Below are 19,332 nucleotides of genomic sequence, written 5' to 3' on the forward strand. Positions count from 1 at the left end.
ACGGGCCGCCGTGGACGCGAGGGCACCCATGACGGCGGACAGAGACGCATCTCACGCGAACGAGTGGTTTTGAACCGCGATGAACCGCAGACCTGCTGGAGTCGAAAGGGGAGCGGCGAGCGCATGCGGACCGCACCTCTCCGCTTGCTTCTACCATTCGAACGAACGATCAGTAGCCTCTGCTCAGACCCCTCAACACCCCTGCGATGAGCTGGAGAGACAGAGTGATGGAGCGTCCTTGCCGGGCCCCTTCGGGCATCGACCTGTCCGTGCCGAGCGTGTCCCGCATCTACGACTACTACCTGGGCGGCTCGCACAACTTCGAGGTCGACCGGGAGGCCGGACGGCGCGCCATCGAGGCGTTCCCGGACATGCCGAAGATCATGCAGGCCAACCGCGCGTTCATGCGGCGCGCCGTGCGCTACGCGGTCGAGCGGGGCGTCAACCGGTTCCTGGACGTCGGCTCCGGCATCCCCACCTTCGGCAGCGTCCATGAGATCGCCCGGGCCGCCGACCCCGAGGCCCGCGTCGTCTACGTGGACCACGACCCGGTCGCCGTCGCGCACAGCCGCACGGTGCTGGAGGGGAACGACCGGGCCGGGGTCGTCGCCGCCGACCTGCGCTCGCCCGAGGCCATCCTGCGCAGCCCGGAGGTCACCCGCCTGCTCGCCCCGGGGCGGCCCGTCGCCCTGCTCCTCGTCGCCGTGCTGCACTTCGTACCGGACGAGGACGACCCCTGGGCGGCGGTGGCCCGGCTGCGCGACGCGCTCGCGCCGGGCAGCCTGCTGATCCTGACCCACGCCGCGACGGAAGGCGGGCCGATGAAACCCGAGGAGGGCGAGAAGGTGGAGAGCGTCTACCGCACCATCGGCTCACCGCTGTGCACCCGTTCGCGCCGTGACGTGGCCCGGTTCTTCAAGGGCTTCTCCCTGGTGGAGCCCGGGCTGGTGCCCATGCCCACCTGGCGTCCCGAGCCCCGGGAGGACCCGGAGGGCGAGCCCGAGGCGCCGCGCGGTGCCCAGGGCGGGCCGGAGGCGCGCGGCGCCGGGAAAGCCGGGGCCGCCGCGGATCCGGACCACGCCGCCGACCCCGTCTTCACGGCGGGGTTCGCCGGAGTGGCCGGTGTGGGGCGCAAGCCGTGACCGGCACCTCGAACGGCCGCACCCTGCCCGGCACCGCCGAGCCGCTCCCGTACCCCGCCCCGTACCCCACCGGCGACAGCGCGGTGCAGGACGAGCGGCTGCGGCGGTTCGCCGCGCTGTGGAGCCGGGCCGTCCACCCGGCCGCGTCCACCCCGCTGACCCGCGCCGAGTTCGAGCGCTTCCTGGTCCCGCTGGCCGCCCGGCTCCGCGACGCGCTGCACGCCCGGACGTTCGACCCCGCCCCCGGTACCGAGGTCGGCGCCGCCCTGGTCCGCGGCCACTGCACCGACCCCGCCACCCTCCCGCTGGTCCTCGGCGCCGTCGACGCCTATCTGCTGCTCTACTGCCCGCCGGACGACGCCGTCCCCGCCGACGAGTGCCGCGCCCGCTGCACCCGGCTCCAGCACGCCCTCGCCGCCGGCTTCGCCGCCGAGCTCCGCGAACGCGCCCTCGCCGAGCAGGAGGCCATCTCCCGCGCCGCCCTCGCCGCCCGGGCCGAGACCGAACAGGCCCTGCACACCAGCGAGGAGCGGTTCCGCGCGGTCTTCGAGGGCGCGGCCATCGGGGTCGGCATCGCCGACGTCGACGGGCACATCACCGACGTCAACGAGGCGCTCTGCCGGATGTTCGGCAGCATCGACCGCCCCGTGGCCGGCCGCAACGTCGGCGAGCTCGTCCACCCCGACGACTCGCCCGAGGTCTGGGGCCTCTACGCCGAGCTGGTCCGCGGCGACCGCGACCACTACCGCGTCGAGAAGCCGTACTACCGCGGCGACGGCAGCGTCCTCTGGACCGATCTGACGGTCTCCCTGCTGCGCGACGCCACCGGCCGCCCCCAGTACCAGCTCGCGCTCATGGAGGACATCACCGAGCGCCGCGAGCTGCACGAGCGCCTCCGCCACCAGGCCACCCACGACGACCTCACCGGCCTGCCCAACCGCACCCTCTTCTTCGAACGCCTCGACCGCACCCTGGAACCCGGCGGTCTCCTGGGTCCCGACAGCCACTTCGGCCTCTGCTACCTCGACCTGGACGGCTTCAAGGCCGTCAACGACAGCCTCGGCCACGCCGTCGGCGACCAGCTCCTCGTCGCCGTCGCCGAGCGGCTGCGCGCCTGCGCCTCCGGGCCCGACGAACTGGTGGCCCGGCTGGGCGGCGACGAGTTCGTGGCCCTCACCACCGGCCCCACCGCCCAGCGCGACGTCACCGCCCTCGCCCGCCGGATGCTCGCCGCCCTCGCCGGCCCCGTCCACCTCGACGGCCGCCACCTGGCCGTCCGCGCCAGCATCGGCATCGTGACCGGCCGCCCCGGCGAGGCGGACGCCGCCGAGGTGCTGCGCAGCGCCGACATCACCATGTACCGGGCCAAGGCCGCCGGCGGCAACCGTTACGAGCTCGCCGACGCCGACTCCGACGCCCGGGTCATCGCCCGGCACGACCTCACCAACTGCCTGCCCGGCGCCCTGGAGAACGGCGAGTTCTTCATCGAGTACCAGCCGCTGGTCCGGCTCTCCGACGGCACCGTGCGCGGCGCCGAGGCGCTCGTCCGCTGGCTGCACCCGGTGCACGGGGTGCTCGGCCCGGACCAGTTCATCCCGCTCGCCGAGAGCACCGGGCTGATCGTCCCGCTCGGCCGCTGGGTCCTGGAGGAGGCGGCCCGGCAGGCCCGCGCCTGGCGCAGCGACGGCCGCTGCCGGGTGCCGCTCCGCGTCAACGTCAACCTCTCGCCGTCCCAGCTGCGTTACCCCGCGCTCGTCGCCGAGACCATCGCCGTCCTCGACAACGCCGGCCTCGACCCGTCGGCGCTCTGCCTGGAGGTCACCGAGAACGCCCTCATCGGCGCCGACGAGGAACAGCTCCGCCCGCTGCGGCAACTCGCCGACCTGGGCGTGGACATCGCCCTCGACGACTTCGGCACCGGCTACTCCAACCTGTCCTACCTGCGCCGGCTCCCCGTCAGCACCCTCAAGCTCGACCGCTCCTTCACCCGCGGCATGCAGCGCGCGCCCGCCGACCCCGTCGACGTGAAGATCGTCGAGGGGATCGTCTCGCTCGCCCACACCCTGGACCTGTCCGTGACGGTGGAGGGCGTGGAGACCGGCACCCAGGCGGACCACCTGCGGATACTGGGCTGTGAGACGGCCCAGGGCTGGTACTACGCCCGGCCGGGCCCGCCGGAGCGGCTGCACAAGCTCTCCCTGGCGGACGCCGCGTCCTGATCCGGCCGTTCAGCCCGTCCCCCGACCCCCGTCCCGGGAGCCGCCGGTGCCCGGCCGGCCGCCGGTCCCCGGGCCGAGCAGCCGCGCCTCCGCGTCCGTCAGCAGCCGCGAGCGGATCAGGAAGCGGACGCCCTCCGGGGCCTCCAGCGAGAAGCCGCTGCCGCGCCCCGGCACCACGTCCACGGTGAGGTGGGTGTGCCGCCAGCGCTCGAACTGGTCCGCCGCCATCCAGAAGCCGACGGGCTCGGCCACCCCCTCGACGGCCAGCTCGGCGAGGAGCACATCGCTGCTCCCGGTGCGGAACTCGCCCCGCGGGTAGCACATCGGCGAACTGCCGTCGCAGCAGCCGCCGGACTGGTGGAACATCAGCGGCCCGTGCTTGCGGCGCAGCCGCCGGAGCAGCCGGGCCGCCGCCGGGGCGAGGGCGACGCGCCCGGGGGAGTCCGGGTGCGATCGGGTCGGGGTCACGGGTGCCCTCCTCGAACGTCCGTTTATGCGAGTCGCATATCCGTTCCGCGGGTGCCCAGCCTGCCCCGGCTTCGGGCTGATCGCCAGAGGCCCGTCGGCCGCACCGGGACGGGTCCCGCGAACCATCCGGCACAGCCGCTCCCCCTGCCGCAAGTGCGCCGAACGCGACGGGAATCCACCGGATCCGGCCAGCTCCGCCGCTCCGCCGTCAAGGACCCGCACGGTTCGCTCGAATGGACCCGGAGGATCCCTTCCGTTCACCCATCGTTTCCCTGGAGCCGCGCCGCCCGGCGCAGCCGGACAGGGAGGAAGAAGCCGTGGAACCCGTGCGTGATCTCGCCACCCACCTGGGTCTCGACCTGCTCGCGGTATGCCTGCTGACCTTCGCGATCTACCATCCGCGGCACCGGCGGCGGGACCTCGTCCCCGCCTATCTCGCCCTGAACGTCGCCCTGTTCTCCGTCGTGGCGGCGCTCGCCGAGGTGGGCGCCAAGGGCGGCACCGCGCTCGGCTTCGGCCTCTTCGGCGTGCTCTCCATCATCCGGCTGCGCTCCGACGCCGTGCAGCACGAGGAGGTCGCCTACTACTTCAGCACCCTCGTCCTCGGCCTGCTCTGCGGCCTGCCGCACCTCGGCCTGGGCTACGCGGCCACGCTGAGCGCCGTCCTGCTGCTGGTCGTGTACGTCGCCGACCACCCGCGGCTGCTCACCCGCGCCCGCCGCAGCGTCGTCACCCTCGACGTGGTGCTCACCGACCCCGCCGCCCTCCGCGCCGAACTCGGCCGCCGCCTCGGCGAACCGCTGCACTGGACCGTCACCGAGATCGACTACGTCCGCGACCTCATGGTCGTCGACGTCCGCTACCGCGAGTTCCGGCCCGGCACCGCCCAACAGGTTCCCGTCGCCCGCCCGTCGGTGCGCGACGCCCACGCCTGGGAGGCCGCGTGAGCACCGCCGCCCCGGCCCCCGCCGTCCCCAGCCCGACGCCACACCCCCTGGAACGCGTCGTCGGCGCCGCCCGGCCCGTCTCCCTGGACGAGGTCAACGCGCGCTCCGGCCTGCTCACCCGCTTCGACCGCAGCTACCTGGTCCCCGCCCGGCTGCTCACCGACCTCGTCGCCCTCCTCACCGCCCCGCACCGGCCCGGCGGCGCCTACCGCGTCCTCACCATCGACGGCAGACGGGCCTTCCACTACCACTCCGTCTACTACGACACCCCCAACCTGCGCTCCTTCCACGAACACCGGCAGGGCCGCCGGCAACGTTTCAAGATCCGCGAACGGGTCTACCGGGACAGCGGGGAGCGGCAGTTCGAGCTCAAGCTCAAGGGCGGCCGGGGCGACACCGTCAAACACCGGCTCCCGCTCACCGGCGACGCCGGCCCGCTCGACCCGGCATACCGCGCCTGGCTCGACACCACCCTGCGCACGGCGTACGGCATCACCGCCCCGCCGGACCTCACCCCCTCGGTCACCACCGACTACCTGCGCGCCACCCTGGTGGCCGACGGCGAACGCGTCACCTGCGACGCCGGACTCGTCTGCGCCGACCGCCGGACCGGCGCCACCGTGCGCTGCGCCCCCGGCCTCGTCCTCGTCGAGACCAAGGGCACCGGCCGGCTGACCGACGCCGACCGGCTGCTGCACGCCCACGGCGTCCGGCCCGCCGTCTTCACCAAGTACTGCGGCGCACTCGCCGCGCTCCACCCCGCCCTCCCCGGCAACCGCTGGCGCCGCGCCGCCGCCCTCGCCTTCTCCGCGCCGGCCCCTCCTCGCCGGCCGGCGAGGTGACGAGGTGCCCGACGGTGGTAGGAAGGCCCCATGAAGGCATCCCGCGGCAGGAGGGCCCCATGACGGCAGACGATCGCACGACCGCGTCCGGCGAACGCCTCCCCGGTGAACGGCCGCCCGGCATCGAGGAGATGCTCCGCGCCAACGAGCGCAACTGGGACGCCCGCACCCCCGTCCACGTCGCCAGCGACTTCTACGGACTGGACGGCTCCCGGACCGCCGAGGACTGGTTCGCCCCCTTCGAATGGACCGACCTCGGCGACCTGGCCGGCCGCGACGTCCTCCACCTCCAGTGCCACCTCGGCACCGAGACCCACGCCTTCGCCGACCGGGGCGCGCGCACCGTCGGCCTGGACTTCTCCGCGGCCGCCGTGGAGGAGGCCCGCCGGCTCGCCGCCGAGCGCGACCGGGACGTCGAGTACGTCCGGGCCGACGTCCACCGGGCCGTCGAGGCGCTCGGCGGACGGCGGTTCGACGTCGTCTACACCGGCAAGGGCGCGCTCTGCTACCTCCCCGACCTGCCGGCCTGGGCCGACGTGATCGCCCGGCTGCTCCGGCCCGGCGGCATCCTGTACCTGGTGGAGTTCCACCCGCTGCTCAACGCCCTGGGACCGGTCCCGGCGCCCGGCGAGGAGGGGCTGCTGCTGCGCCACGACTACCTGGAGGGCCGGGGCCCGATCCGCGGCGACAACCCCCTGACGTACACCGACGGCCCCCCGCTCCGGGAGGCCGTGACCAGCTACGAGTGGCGGCACGGGCTCGGGGAGACGGTCGGGGCCGTCCTCGGGGCCGGGCTGGGGCTCGAAGTGCTGCGCGAGACCGAGCTGTTGCCCTGGCCGCGGCTGCCCGGCATGGTCCGGGACCCGGGCGGCTGGTGGCGGCTGCCGGACGCGGAGCCCCGGGTGCCGCATATGTTCGCGCTGCGGGCGCGGCGCCCGGCGGGCTGAGGCCACGGGCCGCCCGCCGGACGTCAGGACGCGTCGGGGTCGTCGCCCTCGTCGGCCTGTTCCTGGGGCTGTGCCGGCTGCGCCGGTCGTGCCGGCTCGGCCGGTTTCCCGGCCGGCGACGGGGCGGCGGGGGCGCCGGCCGTCCCGGTGAGATAGGCGGACACCACCACGTTGGCGGTGTATTCGTGCCGCTCGCGGTCGTACTCGCCGCCGCAGGTGACGAGGCGCAGCTCGGCGCGCTTCGGGTCCTTGGGCCCGTACGCCTTGTCGGCGTCGAAGTGGTCCCGGGGGACGACGGCGACGTCCTCGACGGTGAACTCGGCGGTGCTGCCGTCCTTGCGGACGACGTTCACCTTCAGCCCCGGCTTCGCGGTGCTCAGTTCGTAGAAGACGCCCCGCGAGGTCTTGGTGTCGACGTGCCCGACGAGCACGGCGGCCCCGACGGCACCGGGCGCCGGTCCGTCCTTGTACCAGGCGACGGTGTTGGGCCGGTCGTACGGGGGGGCCTCGACCCCGCCCTGGGGGTCGAGGCCGTGCCCTTCGATGGGGGCCCGCAGACCCATGGCCCTGATGGCCAGGGTCTGCGGGGCCGCTACCGGCAGGGGTGAATGCGCCGGGAGCAGGCCATGCGCGGGAGGGCGGCCCGAGGGCTTGACGTCACCGGTGACCGGAGCCGTGGATATCGGCTCCTCGGCGATGTCATGGCCCCATAGCCAGAGGGCCAGCAGAAGTGCTGCCCAGGCCGCCCCTGTCAGCAGGCGGCCGAAACCGCCTGTGCGCTTTTCTGACATGTTTCCGGTCCGCTCCCTGTTACTGCTTGACCGTGCGGGAGGACCGGCGACGGGACCAGATCAGACCACCCGCGATACCGGCCGTGGCACCCGCGAGGATGAGCACGGGGGTGTCGACGGACGACGACTCCGCGGCGGCCACCGGCGCGGTGGCACCGCCACCCGCGTGCGACCAGCCGTGCGGGCGGTTGTGGTGGCCCTTGTCGTGGTCGCCGTGGTGCCGGCCGTGGTCACGGCCGTGCTCCTCGTGGTGGCCCCGGCCCTCGTGGTCACGGCCGTGGTCGCGACCGTGGTCGTCGTCCCGTCCGTGGTCGCGGCCGTGGTCGTCGTCCCGGCCTTCGTGGCTCCGGCCGTGGTCGTCGTCCTTGCCGTGGTCGTCGTGTCCCTCACGACCGCGGTCCTCGTTCCAGCCGTCGTCGTGGTCACGCCCCTTGTTCCGGTCGTGGTCGTCGTCCCGGCCGTCATGGTCACGGCCGTGGTCGTCGTCCCGGCCGTGGTCACGGTCACCGTGGTCGCGGTCGTGGTCGCCGTGCTTGACGACCTGGCCGGCCGAGGGGGCCGAGGGGGCCTCGAGGGCGTAGGCGGCGGCGGGTGCCGCACAGACGGCGACTGCCGTCAGAGTGCCGCAGAGAGCGGTACGAATTGACTTCATTGGGTGTACCTCCTTGATCCGAGGTTCACCCGGCACCCTCCCGGCGGCATCCGGAGGGTAGCCGTATTGCTCCATTCGGTGACGGAGCTGGTCCGAGCGGGGGAGGGACACGCCGGAAAGGGGCTGAACCTCGGGCCTCCCGGGGTTCCCGGGGCACCGGTGGAGGGCCGGGCGTGTCGGGCGTGTCGGCGGATGCGGGGAAGAACGGCGGCCTTTCCCCCAATCACCGCGCGCGTCAGGCGACTTGGGAGTCGCCGGCCCGGTCCTCCGTCAGGACCGCCCGGAGGACGTGCCGGGCGTTCCGCGCCATCGACGGGTTGGCCGTCCGGTAGTGGGGGAGGGCGATCAGGGCCTGGGAGAGCGTCCGGCCCCGGCCGCGGCGCCAGGCGGCGTCGTCCACGCCGAGCGCGTCGCGGAAGACCCCGCGGGCGGCGGGCGGGAGCAGGTTCCACGCCGGGAACAGGTCGCAGGCCGGGTCGCCCGTCCCCGCGCACCCGAAGTCGATGACGGCCGCGAGCCGGCCCCCGGACACCAGGAGGTTGCCCGGCATCAGGTCGGCGTGCAGCCACACCGGCGGCCCGGCCGGGCCGGGGGCGCCCAGCGCGTCCTCCCAGACGGCGAGCGCGGCGTCACAGTCGACGTCCTCCCCGGGGGTCCGGCGCAGCGCGTCGACCGCCGCCCGGGTCGCCGCGTCGAGCGTGGCGAGCGGCCCGCCGCGGTGCGCCCGCGGCGGCGTCCCGGGCAGGGTCACCTCCCGCATCGCCGCCACGAACGCGGCCAGGTCCGCGGCGAGCCGCACCGGATCGTCGAGCGCTCCCTCCTCGGGGAGGCGCCCCGGCAGCCACCGGTACACCGACCACGGCCACGGATACCCCTCGGCGGGCTCGCCGGCCCCGAGCACCTCGGGCACGGCGACGGGCAGCCGGGGTGCCAGCAGTGGCAGCCACGCGCGTTCCCGCAGGATGTCCGCCACGCCGCCCTCGGCCAGCGGCAGCCGGACCAGCAGCTCGTCGCCCAGCCGGTACACGGCGTTGACCGTCCCGCCGGACGGCAGCCGCTCCACCGGCAGGCCGGCCCAGCGCGGGCACCGTCCGGCGACCAGCCGGCGGACGAGGTCGTCGTCGATGCTCATGGGGAGTCATCCGACCGGGGGGGCGCGGGGGAGGTCAACCGCTTTCCCCGGGAGGCGCGGACCGGCGAGGACCCTCAGGGCGCCGGGATCGACGAAGCCCCCCTCCCGGATGGCGGGGAGAGGGGCAGGGGGTCACTTCTTCCGGCGCTTGCGGGGCGCGGGGATGAGCGGGGCCTCGGTCTCGCGGGCCGCGGCGAAGAAGGGGGCCATCGCTTCCTCGTACTGCTTCAGGGATTCGGGACCCAGGTCGACTTCGAGCCACTTGGGCACCTGGATTTCCTTGATTTCCGTCACCGGCGAACCGTCCTCGTCCACCTCCCCGGTAAGGTCCTCCATTTCCTCGGGAACCGTCACCGCGAACTTGACCGTGGTCAGGTTGTCGGTGACCTCGGGGGCGAGGTCGTCGAAATCGATGCGCTGCACGTAAATCGGCGTCGTGATCGTCTGACCGCCGACCTCGATCGTCTTCACCCCCTCCTCCACGTTGGGCTGACCCTTGTGGGTTTCGTCTACCTCGATGAATTTGGTGCCCATGGACGGCGCCTTTCCCTTTTGCCGGTATGCGCTCAAATTCTAGAGGAGCCGGGGCAGTTGACGCCAATTCAGATAAGGGCGTTCCATCGTTCGTGGCGGACGGACGATTTCGTGCGGGAGCCGTTTTCGTACGGGAGGGTCCGAATCGCCGGGAACCGGGACGGCGGGGAACGCGGGTACGGGCCCGGCGGGCATGCGGGTACGGGCCCGGCGGGACCGCCGGCTCAGCGGGCCGGCGGCGTCCACCCGCCGATCCGCTCGTGCCCGGCCAGGTCCCGGAAGCGGCGGTGCCGCGACCAGGTGGCGAAGTCCCCGATGGCGATCAGCCGGCGGCGCGCGCGGGTGACCGCGCGTTGAGGAGGTTGGGTCCGGTGAGCCTCGTGGCCACGGAGCCGGCCAGGCCGGCGGCGAGCCGCCCGGCCGCCTTCGCGGTCACGGCACCGAGACCGGCGTCGACGGCCGCGGCCGCCGGCCCCAGCCCGCCCCGCCTCGGTGGCCGGCCGGGACATCGGCCCCGAGCCCGGCCCGAGCCCCGACGCCTCTCGCCGGCCGACGCTCGACGTCCACCTTCCCGGCCGCCGGAAACGCGGGATCCGAGCCCGCCGCCGTTCCGCCTCCGGCCGGCTGACGGCCCCCGCCCACCCCGCTGAGATCGCGATCTCGGGGCACCGTGGCAGAGGCGGGAAAGGGGGCCCCAGGCCGTACACGACGGCGGAACGCCCGTGCCGCCCCGTGATGACGAGGCGGCCCTCGCCGCCCCGCCGGCAGCGCGAAAAACGAAAAGGCGAGGAGAACCCTCTCCTCGCCACTCTCAACATATAGCGCGCCCGGGGGCTTGCCGCAAGGCCCCGGTGGTGGCGCAGAATCGTCGGCCGATGCCACAAGTCGCGGAAAAGGGGCGCAAGGACATGTCTGTGCTGTTGTCGACGCAAAAGGATCCGACGGAGCCGGAGGCGCCGCTGCACCGATCGGCCGCCGCGGCACGCCGGAGCACGGCCGCCCCGGAGGTGTCGCGATGACCGGGCACGACGTGCTGGATCTCCAGGAGGTCGACGAGACGCGGGCCGCGGCCGTCGGCGGCAAGGGCGCGCACCTGGGCGCGCTGTCGCGGATCGACGGCATCCGCGTGCCGGACGGTTTCTGCGTGACGACGGACGCCTTCCGGCGGATCGTGGCGGAAGCGCCGTCGATCGGCGATCGGCTCGATCGGCTGGCGCGCGTGGACCCGGACGACCGGGAGGCGGTCCGCATGCTCAGCGCGGAGATCCGCCGGACCGTCGAGGGGATCGCCGTCCCGGACGACCTCGCGGCGGCGGTCACCCGGGCGCTCGCCCGGCTCGGCGAGGGGGCGGCCTGCGCCGTCCGGTCCAGCGCCACCGCGGAGGACCTGCCGACGGCCTCCTTCGCCGGCCAGCAGGACACGTACCTGAACATCGTGGGACCCGCGGCGGTCCTCCGGCACATCAGCCGGTGCTGGGCCTCGCTGTTCACCGAGCGGGCCGTGACCTACCGCCGGCGGAACGGCATCGACCACCGTACGGTCCACATGGCCGTGGTCGTCCAGCGGATGGTCTTCCCCCGCGCGGCCGGCATCCTGTTCACGGCCGACCCCGTCACGGGAAACCGGAAGGTCGCCACCGTGGACGCCGGCTTCGGCCTCGGCGAAGCCCTGGTCTCCGGCCTCGTGAACCCGGACGTCTTCACGGTGCGGGACGACGAAGTCGTCGCCAGGACGATCGCCGTGAAACAGCGAGCCGTTCACGCCGTGCCCGGCGGTGGTACGCGGGAGGTCGCGGTCGATCCCCGGCAGCGGGAGCAGCCGGCCCTGACGGACGAGCAGGCCGTACGCCTCGTGCGGCTCGGGCGGCGGATCGAAGCGCACTTCGGCCGTCCGCAGGACATCGAGTGGTGCCTGGCCGACGACGGCTTCCGCATCGTCCAGAGCCGGCCGATCACGACGCTGTTCCCCGTCCCTGAGGCCGGCGACCAGGAGAACCGCGTCTATGTCTCCGTCGGGCACGGGCAGATGATGACGGACCCCATGAAACCCCTGGGCCTCTCCATGTGGCGGCTGACCGCCATGGTGCCCATGCACGAGGCAGGCGGGAGGCTGTTCGTCGACGTCACCCGGCGCCTGGCCGCGCCCGCGAGCCGCGCCGCCCTCCTGGACGTGATCGGCAGGGGCGACCCGCTGACCAGGGACGCCCTGGAGACCGTCCTCGACCGTGCCGACTTCGTCGCGCCGCTCCCGGACGCGGCTCCCGGCGGCCCGCCGGCCGGCGGTGCGCCCGACCCGCTCGACAACGATCCGGCGATCGTCACCGAGTTGGTCCGGCGGAGCCAGGCGTCCCTCGCCGCCCTGGAGCGCGACATCCGGACGAAGACCGGACCGGCGCTGTTCGACTTCCTGCCGGAGGCGTTCGAGGAGCACAAGCGGATCCTCACCGATCCGCTGAGCCTGCGGGTGATCATGGCGGGGATGGAGGCCACGTGGTGGCTCAACGACAAGCTGAGGGAGTGGCTGGGGGAGAAGAGCGCCGCCGACACGCTCACCCTGTCCGCCCCCGGCAACGTCACGTCGGAGATGGGACTGGCGCTGCTCGACGTCGCGGACGTGATCCGCCCGCTGCCGGAAGTGGTGGCGTTCCTACGGGGCGTGCAGGACGAGGACTTCCTCGACGAGCTGCCGGGGCTTCCGGGCGGGACCGAGGCGCGCGACGCCATCGTGGCCTATCTCGACCGGTACGGCATGCGCTGCGTCGGCGAGATCGACATCACGCGGCCGCGCTGGCGCGAACGTCCCACCACGCTCGTGCCCGTCATCCTCGACAGCGTCAGGAACTCCGCACCGGGCGCCGCCGGGCGGCGCTTCGAAGAGGGGCGGCGGAAGGCGGAGAAGAAGGAGCGGGACGTACTGTCGCGCCTGCGCGCCCTGCCGGACGGGGACCGGAAGGCCGGCGAGGCCAAGCGGATGATCGACTGCGTCAGAACGTTCATCGGATACCGGGAGTACCCGAAGTACGACATCATCAGTCGCTACTTCCTCTACAAACAAGCCTTGTTGGGGGAGGCCGGGCGTCTCGTGCGGGCCGGCGTGCTTCCCGATCGGGAGGACGCCTTCTACCTCACCTTCCGGGAATTCCACGACGCCGTGCGCTCGAACCGGGTGGACGGCGGGCTGATCCAGCGGCGCAAGGAAGCGTTCCGGTCGTACCACGCGCTCACACCTCCCCGGGTGCTCACCTCGGACGGCGAGGCCCTCACCGGCGCGTACCGGCGCGACGACGTGCCGGCCGGCGCCCTCATCGGCCTGCCGGTCTCCGCCGGGACCGTCGAGGGGCGGGCCCGCGTCGTCCTCGACATGGCGGAGGCCGATCTCGAAGCGGGCGACATCCTCGTCACGGCCTTCACCGACCCCAGCTGGTCGCCGCTGTTCGTCGGCATCGCGGGCCTGGTGACCGAGGTGGGCGGCCTGATGACCCACGGCGCGGTGGTCGCCCGGGAATACGGCTTGCCGGCCGTCGTGGGCGTGGAGCGGGCCACCCGGCTGATCCGGGACGGACAGCGCATCCGCGTGCACGGAACCGACGGGTACGTCGAGATCCTGCCGCCTGCGTGACATTCCGTGTGACGCCCTGTCAGGAAAATCCCGGTTCAGGCCCTAGCCTGAATCGGGCAAAACGTTCCTCGGCAGGGCAAATCCGTGCGCGGAAGAAGATTGATGTCGAAAAAAATTACCATCATTTCCGTAGGGCTTCGCGGGGACGTCCAGCCGCTCGCCGTGCTGGGCGTAGCGCTGAAGGGGCGGGGTTTCGATGTGCAATTGATCGGGGCCGGCCGGTACGCGGATACGGTGCGGGGTACCGGGGTGGTGTACAGCGCTGTGGAGCCGGATCCCGATGCGCTGCTCATGACCTCCGGCGGGCAGCGGTTGCCGGCGTGCGGGGACAATCCCGTGGCCTTGGCCCGGTGGATGCGGCAGGTGGGCGGGCCCGCCGCGGATCGGCTGTTCCGGGGGATTTCCGCGGTGGCGCGGCCGAGTGACTGCGTCATCTACTCGCCGTTCGCGGTTCCCGCGCAGAGTCTCGCGGAGTGCTGGGGGGCCGTGTCGTTCGCGGCTTCTTCCGTTCCGCTGCGTCCTACCCGTCATTTCTCGCCGAGCGGACGGGGGGCCGTTCGGTGAATGGCGTCGTCAATCGCGGCCCACGTTGTACTGCTACAGCCCGTCCGTGCTGCCGGCTCCTCCCGACTGGCCGTCGAGTGAACACGTCACGGGGTACTGGCTGTTCGACACCCCTGCGGGATGGGAGCCGCCCCGTGCGTTGGCGGAGTTCCTCGGCGCCGAGGGTCCGCCGGTCGTCTACGTCGGCTTCGGGAGCATGCTCACCGATGATCTGCCGCGCCGTCATGAGCTGGTGCGCGATGCCCTTGGCAAGGCCGGTGTGCGGGGCGTGCTGCTCGGCGATCCCGACATGACGCCGTCGGACGACCTCGTCCATGTCGTCCCGGGCGTTCCGCATTCCTGGCTCTTTCCCCGGATGGCCGCGGTCGTCCACCACGGGGGAGCCGGCACCGTGGGCGCCGGTCTGACGGCGGGAGTTCCCACGGTCGTCTGCCCCCATTTCTTCGACCAGCCGTTCTGGGGGTCCCTCGTGCACGAATTGGGGGTGGGACCCCGTCCCATCCCGGCTCCCGATCTGACCGTCCGCAATCTGGCGGGAGCCATCGTGCGGGCGGTCAACGACCAGGACATGCGCCGCAGGGCCGAACAACTCGGTCACCGGCTGCGCGCGGAGTCCGGCATCGAGGCGGCCTGCGACATCGTGGAGCGGTCCCTCGACCGGGCGCGGAGCCGGGTGGCGCTGACCAGTTGACAAGGGGCGTACCAGTGAACGCTTTCAAGACGGTCGTCGTGGCCGGCGGGGCGGGCTTCCTCGGCTCCCATCTGTGCCGCAGGCTCCTCGCCGACGGCCACGCCCACCGGAAGCCACCTGCTCACCGGAGGACTGAGCGGACTCGGCGCGGCCCTGGCGGAGCACCTGGCGCGGCGCGGGGCCCGGCACCTCGTTCTCGTCGGCCGGCGCGACACCGACGCGCCCGAGGCCCCGGCGCTGCTGACGCGCCTCGCGGAGGCGGGGGCGCGGGTGACCGCGGTCGCCGCGGACGTGGGCGACCGGGAGGCGATGCGCCGGGTGTTCGCCGACGCGGACGGCGCGGGGCACCCGGTGCGGGGCGTCCCGCACGCCGCCATGGCCCTCGATGACGCCCCGCTCGCGGAGCCGACGGCCGAACGCCTCGACGCCGTCCTGCGTCCGAAGGTCCGGGGAGCCGCCGTCCTGTCCGAGCTGACCGCCGGCCGGGACCCGGCGCGCGGTCGCCGCCCAGCTCCAGGCGCTCGGCCGGCTGAACCAGCGCCTCCTCAACTGCCCGCAGGCCCTGGCGGTCGTCAAGACCTACCGCTACGAGACGGCGGCCGCGGCCGCCCTGCGGGACGCCGCGGCGGACTACGGCGCCCGCTCGACCGCGGCCACCCGGTCACAGGCGGTCGTGGGCCCGCTCGTCGGGCCGGCCCGGCAACTCGCGGTGACGGCGGTCACCGTGACCGCCGCGCACCGCGTCGGCGCCGGGACCCTGTCCCTGGAGACCTCCGGCACGTTCTTCTTCCTCCTGCTCTGCCTCGGCTCTCCTGTGACCGTCATCGCCCTGGGCGCGGGGCGGGTACGCACCGGGCAGGCCGCCCGCGTCCGGCTCGCGGCCCTGCTCGCCTCCCCGGCCGAGACGGAGACGCCCGTGCCGCCCCGTGCCGCCCCTCCACCACCCGCCCGGGCCGGCCGTCCCCGCTCCGCGCGGCCGAGCGAGCCGGCCCCCTCGCGGCCTTGAGCGACCGGCTCCCCGCTACCACCTGCCCGTCACCCCGGAAGACCGAAAGCCCCCGGCCCGCAGAAGGAATGGTTCAGTCGATGGCCGACAAGAAGACCGAAAACGCCACGCTCACAGCGGACGAGGCACCCGCGGCGCGCCGCCTCACCGCGCGCCTGGCGCTGCGCGGACGCGTCCCCCTCCGTCCCACCGTGCCCTCGGGGCGCCACCGCCGGGTGGCGGCCGCGGACGGCGAAGCCAAGCAGCGGGCGGACGTGCCGGGCGCGGTGGCACGGTGGGCGTACCGGCACTGCCGGCTGGTCCTCGCCTCGGCGGCCTGCCTGTTCCTGCTCTGCGCCGTCGTGGGACTGCACGCGGGCGACCGGTGGTCCAACGGCGGCGTCATCGCCGACGGTACGGCCGCGCAGCGGGCCGAGCGGGCCGCCCAGCGGCTCGGGGCGGGCACACCGGACCTGGTCCTGTACGCCCGCTCCCGCCGCCCGGTCGACGCGCCCGAGGTGGCGGAGCGGGGCCGGCGGCTGACCGAACTGGCCGCACGGTCCCCGGGGGTCGCGTCCGCGCTGTCCTACTGGAACACCGGGCTGGATCCGCTCCGTTCCACCGACGGCCGGGGCGCGCTGCTGCGCATCGACCTCAAAGGGGGCGAGTCCGAGACCGCCCGCACCGCGCGGACCCTGGTACCGGCCCTGCGGGCCGCCTCCTCCGGCCTCGACCTGTCGGTGAGCGGCCCCGCCTGGGTCAACGTCTCCGCCACCGACCAGGCGGAGCGGGACCTGCTGCGTGCGGAACTCTTCGCCCTGCCGGCCGCGTTCGTCGTCCTGGCGCTGGCCTTCGGTTCCCTGAGCGCGACGCTCGTCCCCCTGGGCATCGGCCTGATCGCGGCATCGGGGGCCCTGGCCCTGCTGGCGGCGGTGACCCGGCTGACGCCCGTCTCGGTCTTCGCCGTCAACCTCAGCTGCGCTCTCGGCTTCGGACTGGCCGTCGACTACGCCCTGTTCACCCTCTCCCGGTACCGGGAGGAACGCGCCCGCGGCCTGGACGCGGAGGCGGCCATCGGGCGGTCGATGTCCACCACGGGCCGCGCCGTTGTCTTCTGCGCGCTGACGATGGCCTGGTGCATGGCGTCGCTCCTCGTCTTCCCGCTGGGGCTGATCCGCTCCCTGGCGATCGCCTCGCTCGTCGTCGTGGGGTTCTGCGCGGCGGGCACTCTGTTCCTGGTCCCCGCCCTGGTGGCGGCCTTCGGGGGCCGGCTCGACGACGCGAAGCTGTCCCTCCGCCTCCCCTGGCGCCCCCGTACCGCCCGGCCGGCGGGCAGTCCCTTCTGGCGGCGGGTCGCCGTCACCGTGACCGGGCGGCCCCTGCTGTGGGCGCTGGCCGGAACCACTGTGCTGCTGGGGCTGGCGGCGCCCGTCATCGGACTGCGGCCCGCGCTGATGGACGAGACCATCCTCCCGCGCCACGCCGAGGCCCGGGCCACCGCGGAAGCGATCCGGGCGGATTTCGCCCACGCTCCCGAACGGCAGTTGACGGTGGTGCTGCCCCGGACGGACCCGGCGGCCGGAGCGGCCGGACTGGACGCCTACGCCCGGCGCCTGGCGGCGCTGCCCGGCGCGGCCCGGGTGAGCACCGAGGCCGGGGACTACGCCGGCGGGCGGCTCACCGCCCCGCGGCACATCGACGCGGGCGGGCGGCACGGAACGCTGGTCGTGGTGTTCGCCGCGGACGCCCCCCAGTCACCGCGCACCGCCGCCCTGGTCGAGGCCGTACGCGCCACCGCCGCACCCGGACCGGCACAGGTCGCCGGCGCCGCCGCGCACCTCGCCGACACCCGGCAGGCCGTGACGGGCGCCCTCGGCCGGTGGGCGGCGCTGATGCTCGGCGGGGTGTTCGTCATGCTCCTGCTCCTCACCCGGAGCCCCCTGGTCGCGGTGAAGGCCGCGGTCCTGGGCGGCCTCAGCATCGGGGCGGCGATCGGGCTGACGGTGCTGCTCTTCCAGCGGGCGCACCTCCTCGGACCTCCGGCCGGCGGGGGCGGGAGCACGCTGGAGATCACCATGCCGCTGCTGGCGGCCGCCCTGGCCTTCGGACTCTGCGTGGACTACGAGGTCTTCCTCGTCGCGCGCATGGCGGAGGAATGGCGGCGCACCCGGCGGAACACCGCCTCCATCGTCTTCGGCATCGAGCACACCGGCCGGCTGTTCACCGCCGCCGCCCTGGTCGTCGCCGTGAGCATGGGGGCGCTGATGGCGGCCCGGATCAGTCTGCTGGTCGTCCTGGGGGCGACGATCGCCGCGATCGTGCTCCTGGACGCGACCGTCGTGCGGGGGCTGCTCGTCCCGGCGGTGATGCGGCTGGCGGGCCGGGCGAACTGGTGGACGCCGACCTGGCGCCGGCGAACGGGCCCCGGGGCCTCGTCAACCCCCTCGTCGACCGCGCCCTGATCCGTAACCGGCGTCTCCAGTCCTTGCCGCGGACGCTGGAGGAGGGCGGGGGAGGCCCGACCCGGCAGGCGGAGACGACGACGGCGGGCGAAGGCGCCTGACGGGCCAGAGCCTGTGGACCCGGTGGGTCAGCCGCGGCAGCCGTGGACGGTGTCCTTCAAGGCCTCCCGCACGGAGGGTCCGGCCCGGCCGGTCAAAGCCCGGCAGGGGGCCGGGTCGAGGAACAGCTCACGCGTCAGCAGGGTCGCCAACGCGGCTGGCTGGAGGCCGGATTGGCGCCGGCACACCGTGTGGACGGCGTGCAGCGCCCCGGCGCCGGCTCGCAGGAGGGGCGGCGGCAGCCGGTGGACGGGGCGGGGGCGGCCCGCCGCCTCGGCGAAGCGGTGGAGGAGGGTGGCCCAGGCCAGGTTCTCGTCCACGACCGGATACGGTCCGGTCGTCCGCTGTTCGAGCGCCCGGACGGTGGCGCGGGCCACGGTACGGGCGGTGACGACGGCCGTCCCGCCGGGCGGGGCCGTCAGGGGCAGGGGTGAGCGCAGCCAGCGGACGAGCGGTGCCCACAGCGGTGTCCGGCCCGGCGCGGAACCGAACGCGAAGGGGATCTCCAGGACCGTGGCCGCCACCGTGCCCGCCGCCTCCTCCTGGACGGCCCGGGCCTGTTCCACGCGGCTCCGGACGTAGGGGTGCCGGCCCGGCAGGTCGAGACCGGGCCAGGTGCGGTGCAGAGCCGTGAAGTAGGAGCCGAGGACGACGGCCCGCGTGCACCCGGTGCGGGCGGCCGCCGCCATCAGCCGCCTGACCGGTGCGACGTTGCGCGCCTCGAAGTACCGGTAGGCCGGTGCGGGAGGAACGGCGCGGTCGTCCGCGCCGGCGGCGAAGACGAGGCCGTCGTGGCCCCTCACCAGGTCGGTGAGGTGGTCGCAGGTCGCGATGTCCACCGTGCGGGTGGTCACGCTCCCGTGCCGGTGCGCGCTTGCGCCGGGACGCCGGGCCACCGCGGTGACGTCGTGTCCGCCCGCCACGAGCTCCCGCGTCACGTGGTGGCCGAGGAATCCGGTGGCGCCGATCACCAGGACGCGAAGGGACATGCCGCCTCTTTTCTCGTGTCGCGGATCTTCTCTCGTGACGCGGAGCCGGACACCGGCCTCACGTGCAGTGTGCACACCGGGGGCGGCGAGAACCAGAGCGACGGAGTCGCGCGATCGTGACGCGGTTGCCCGCCTGCCTGACCGCCTGGCGCCGGGCGGGGGAGGACGGGGCGCGCGGCGGTGATCTCCGAGGAAGGCACCGCGAGATGGGGGTGACACGTGGTGTGCAGGGGTAGGGCGGGGTGAACT

Annotated in this window: 16 protein-coding genes and 2 pseudogenes; 12 read left to right on the plus strand and 6 right to left on the minus strand. The window is 74.1% G+C overall.

What is annotated here, in order from left to right:
• The first annotated feature begins 227 nt into the window (after positions 1-227).
• Both ACH4PU_RS11565 and ACH4PU_RS11570 read left to right on the plus strand, forming a co-directional pair.
• A complete protein-coding gene (locus ACH4PU_RS11565; protein WP_398269581.1) occupies positions 228-1,142 on the plus strand; it encodes an SAM-dependent methyltransferase in 915 nt (304 codons plus the stop codon).
• On the plus strand, positions 1,139-3,361 hold the full coding sequence (locus ACH4PU_RS11570; protein ID WP_398269584.1) for a putative bifunctional diguanylate cyclase/phosphodiesterase: 2,223 nt from the start codon (positions 1,139-1,141) through the stop codon (positions 3,359-3,361). The genes ACH4PU_RS11565 and ACH4PU_RS11570 overlap by 4 nt, the downstream gene beginning before the upstream one ends.
• 9 nt (positions 3,362-3,370) lie before the next feature.
• On the opposite strand, the gene ACH4PU_RS11575 is transcribed toward ACH4PU_RS11570, so the two are convergent.
• Entirely contained in the window at positions 3,371-3,829 is a 459-nt protein-coding gene (locus ACH4PU_RS11575) for a DUF779 domain-containing protein (protein ID WP_398269587.1), read from the minus strand.
• Between the two features lie 317 nt (positions 3,830-4,146).
• Between ACH4PU_RS11575 and ACH4PU_RS11580 the strand changes: the two genes are divergently transcribed.
• The 3 genes from ACH4PU_RS11580 to ACH4PU_RS11590 are packed head-to-tail and all read left to right on the plus strand — an operon-like array spanning position 4,147 to position 6,565.
• Positions 4,147-4,776 (plus strand): DUF4956 domain-containing protein, encoded by a 630-nt coding sequence (locus tag ACH4PU_RS11580; protein ID WP_398269590.1) that lies wholly within the window; start codon positions 4,147-4,149, stop codon positions 4,774-4,776.
• Positions 4,773-5,618 carry a polyphosphate polymerase domain-containing protein gene (locus ACH4PU_RS11585; RefSeq protein WP_398269593.1) on the plus strand — a complete coding sequence of 282 codons (846 nt, stop codon included), beginning with the start codon at positions 4,773-4,775 and terminating at the stop codon, positions 5,616-5,618. Before ACH4PU_RS11580 ends, ACH4PU_RS11585 begins: the two co-directional genes overlap by 4 nt.
• Before the next feature lie 59 nt (positions 5,619-5,677).
• Positions 5,678-6,565 carry a class I SAM-dependent methyltransferase gene (locus tag ACH4PU_RS11590; protein WP_398269596.1) on the plus strand — a complete coding sequence of 296 codons (888 nt, stop codon included), beginning with the start codon at positions 5,678-5,680 and terminating at the stop codon, positions 6,563-6,565.
• Between the two features lie 23 nt (positions 6,566-6,588).
• Here ACH4PU_RS11590 and ACH4PU_RS11595 read toward each other — a convergent pair whose 3' ends face one another.
• The 4 genes from ACH4PU_RS11595 to ACH4PU_RS11610 all read right to left on the minus strand — a co-directional run bounded on the left by ACH4PU_RS11595 (position 6,589) and on the right by ACH4PU_RS11610 (position 9,674).
• On the minus strand, positions 6,589-7,356 hold the full coding sequence (locus ACH4PU_RS11595) for a class F sortase (RefSeq protein WP_398269599.1): 768 nt from the start codon (positions 7,354-7,356) through the stop codon (positions 6,589-6,591).
• A 19-nt stretch (positions 7,357-7,375) separates the two neighbouring features.
• Positions 7,376-8,008: a hypothetical protein gene (locus ACH4PU_RS11600; RefSeq protein ID WP_398269602.1), complete on the minus strand. Its 633-nt coding sequence runs from the start codon at positions 8,006-8,008 to the stop codon at positions 7,376-7,378.
• A gap of 235 nt (positions 8,009-8,243) precedes the next feature.
• Positions 8,244-9,140: an aminoglycoside phosphotransferase family protein gene (locus ACH4PU_RS11605; RefSeq protein ID WP_398269605.1), complete on the minus strand. Its 897-nt coding sequence runs from the start codon at positions 9,138-9,140 to the stop codon at positions 8,244-8,246.
• Between the two features lie 132 nt (positions 9,141-9,272).
• On the minus strand, positions 9,273-9,674 hold the full coding sequence (locus ACH4PU_RS11610; RefSeq protein ID WP_185944471.1) for a hypothetical protein: 402 nt from the start codon (positions 9,672-9,674) through the stop codon (positions 9,273-9,275).
• Between the two features lie 1,015 nt (positions 9,675-10,689).
• Between ACH4PU_RS11610 and rph the strand changes: the two genes are divergently transcribed.
• From rph to ACH4PU_RS11645, 7 genes and pseudogenes are all read left to right on the plus strand, one after another.
• Positions 10,690-13,293: a rifamycin-inactivating phosphotransferase gene (gene rph / locus ACH4PU_RS11615; protein WP_398269608.1), complete on the plus strand. Its 2,604-nt coding sequence runs from the start codon at positions 10,690-10,692 to the stop codon at positions 13,291-13,293.
• Positions 13,294-13,395: 102 nt separating this feature from the next.
• On the plus strand, positions 13,396-13,857 hold the full coding sequence (locus ACH4PU_RS11620) for a hypothetical protein (protein ID WP_398269611.1): 462 nt from the start codon (positions 13,396-13,398) through the stop codon (positions 13,855-13,857).
• 46 nt (positions 13,858-13,903) lie between these two features.
• Entirely contained in the window at positions 13,904-14,548 is a 645-nt protein-coding gene (locus ACH4PU_RS11625; protein WP_398269614.1) for a glycosyltransferase, read from the plus strand.
• 38 nt (positions 14,549-14,586) lie between these two features.
• A pseudogene (locus tag ACH4PU_RS11630) lies at positions 14,587-14,643 on the plus strand (hypothetical protein); the annotation flags it as partial.
• A gap of 22 nt (positions 14,644-14,665) precedes the next feature.
• Positions 14,666-15,019: pseudogene (locus ACH4PU_RS11635) on the plus strand (ketoreductase domain-containing protein); the annotation flags it as partial.
• 202 nt (positions 15,020-15,221) lie between these two features.
• The gene (locus ACH4PU_RS11640; protein WP_398269617.1) at positions 15,222-15,554 is read left to right on the plus strand and encodes a hypothetical protein; all 333 of its coding nucleotides are present in this window, start codon (positions 15,222-15,224) and stop codon (positions 15,552-15,554) included.
• 80 nt (positions 15,555-15,634) lie between these two features.
• A complete protein-coding gene (locus ACH4PU_RS11645; protein WP_398269620.1) occupies positions 15,635-17,995 on the plus strand; it encodes an MMPL family transporter in 2,361 nt (786 codons plus the stop codon).
• A gap of 128 nt (positions 17,996-18,123) precedes the next feature.
• Here ACH4PU_RS11645 and ACH4PU_RS11650 read toward each other — a convergent pair whose 3' ends face one another.
• On the minus strand, positions 18,124-19,083 hold the full coding sequence (locus tag ACH4PU_RS11650; protein ID WP_398269623.1) for an NAD-dependent epimerase/dehydratase family protein: 960 nt from the start codon (positions 19,081-19,083) through the stop codon (positions 18,124-18,126).
• Between the last annotated feature and the right edge of the window lie 249 nt (positions 19,084-19,332).

This window comes from Streptomyces sp. NPDC021100 (assembly GCF_044333095.1).
Classification (GTDB): domain Bacteria; phylum Actinomycetota; class Actinomycetes; order Streptomycetales; family Streptomycetaceae; genus Streptomyces.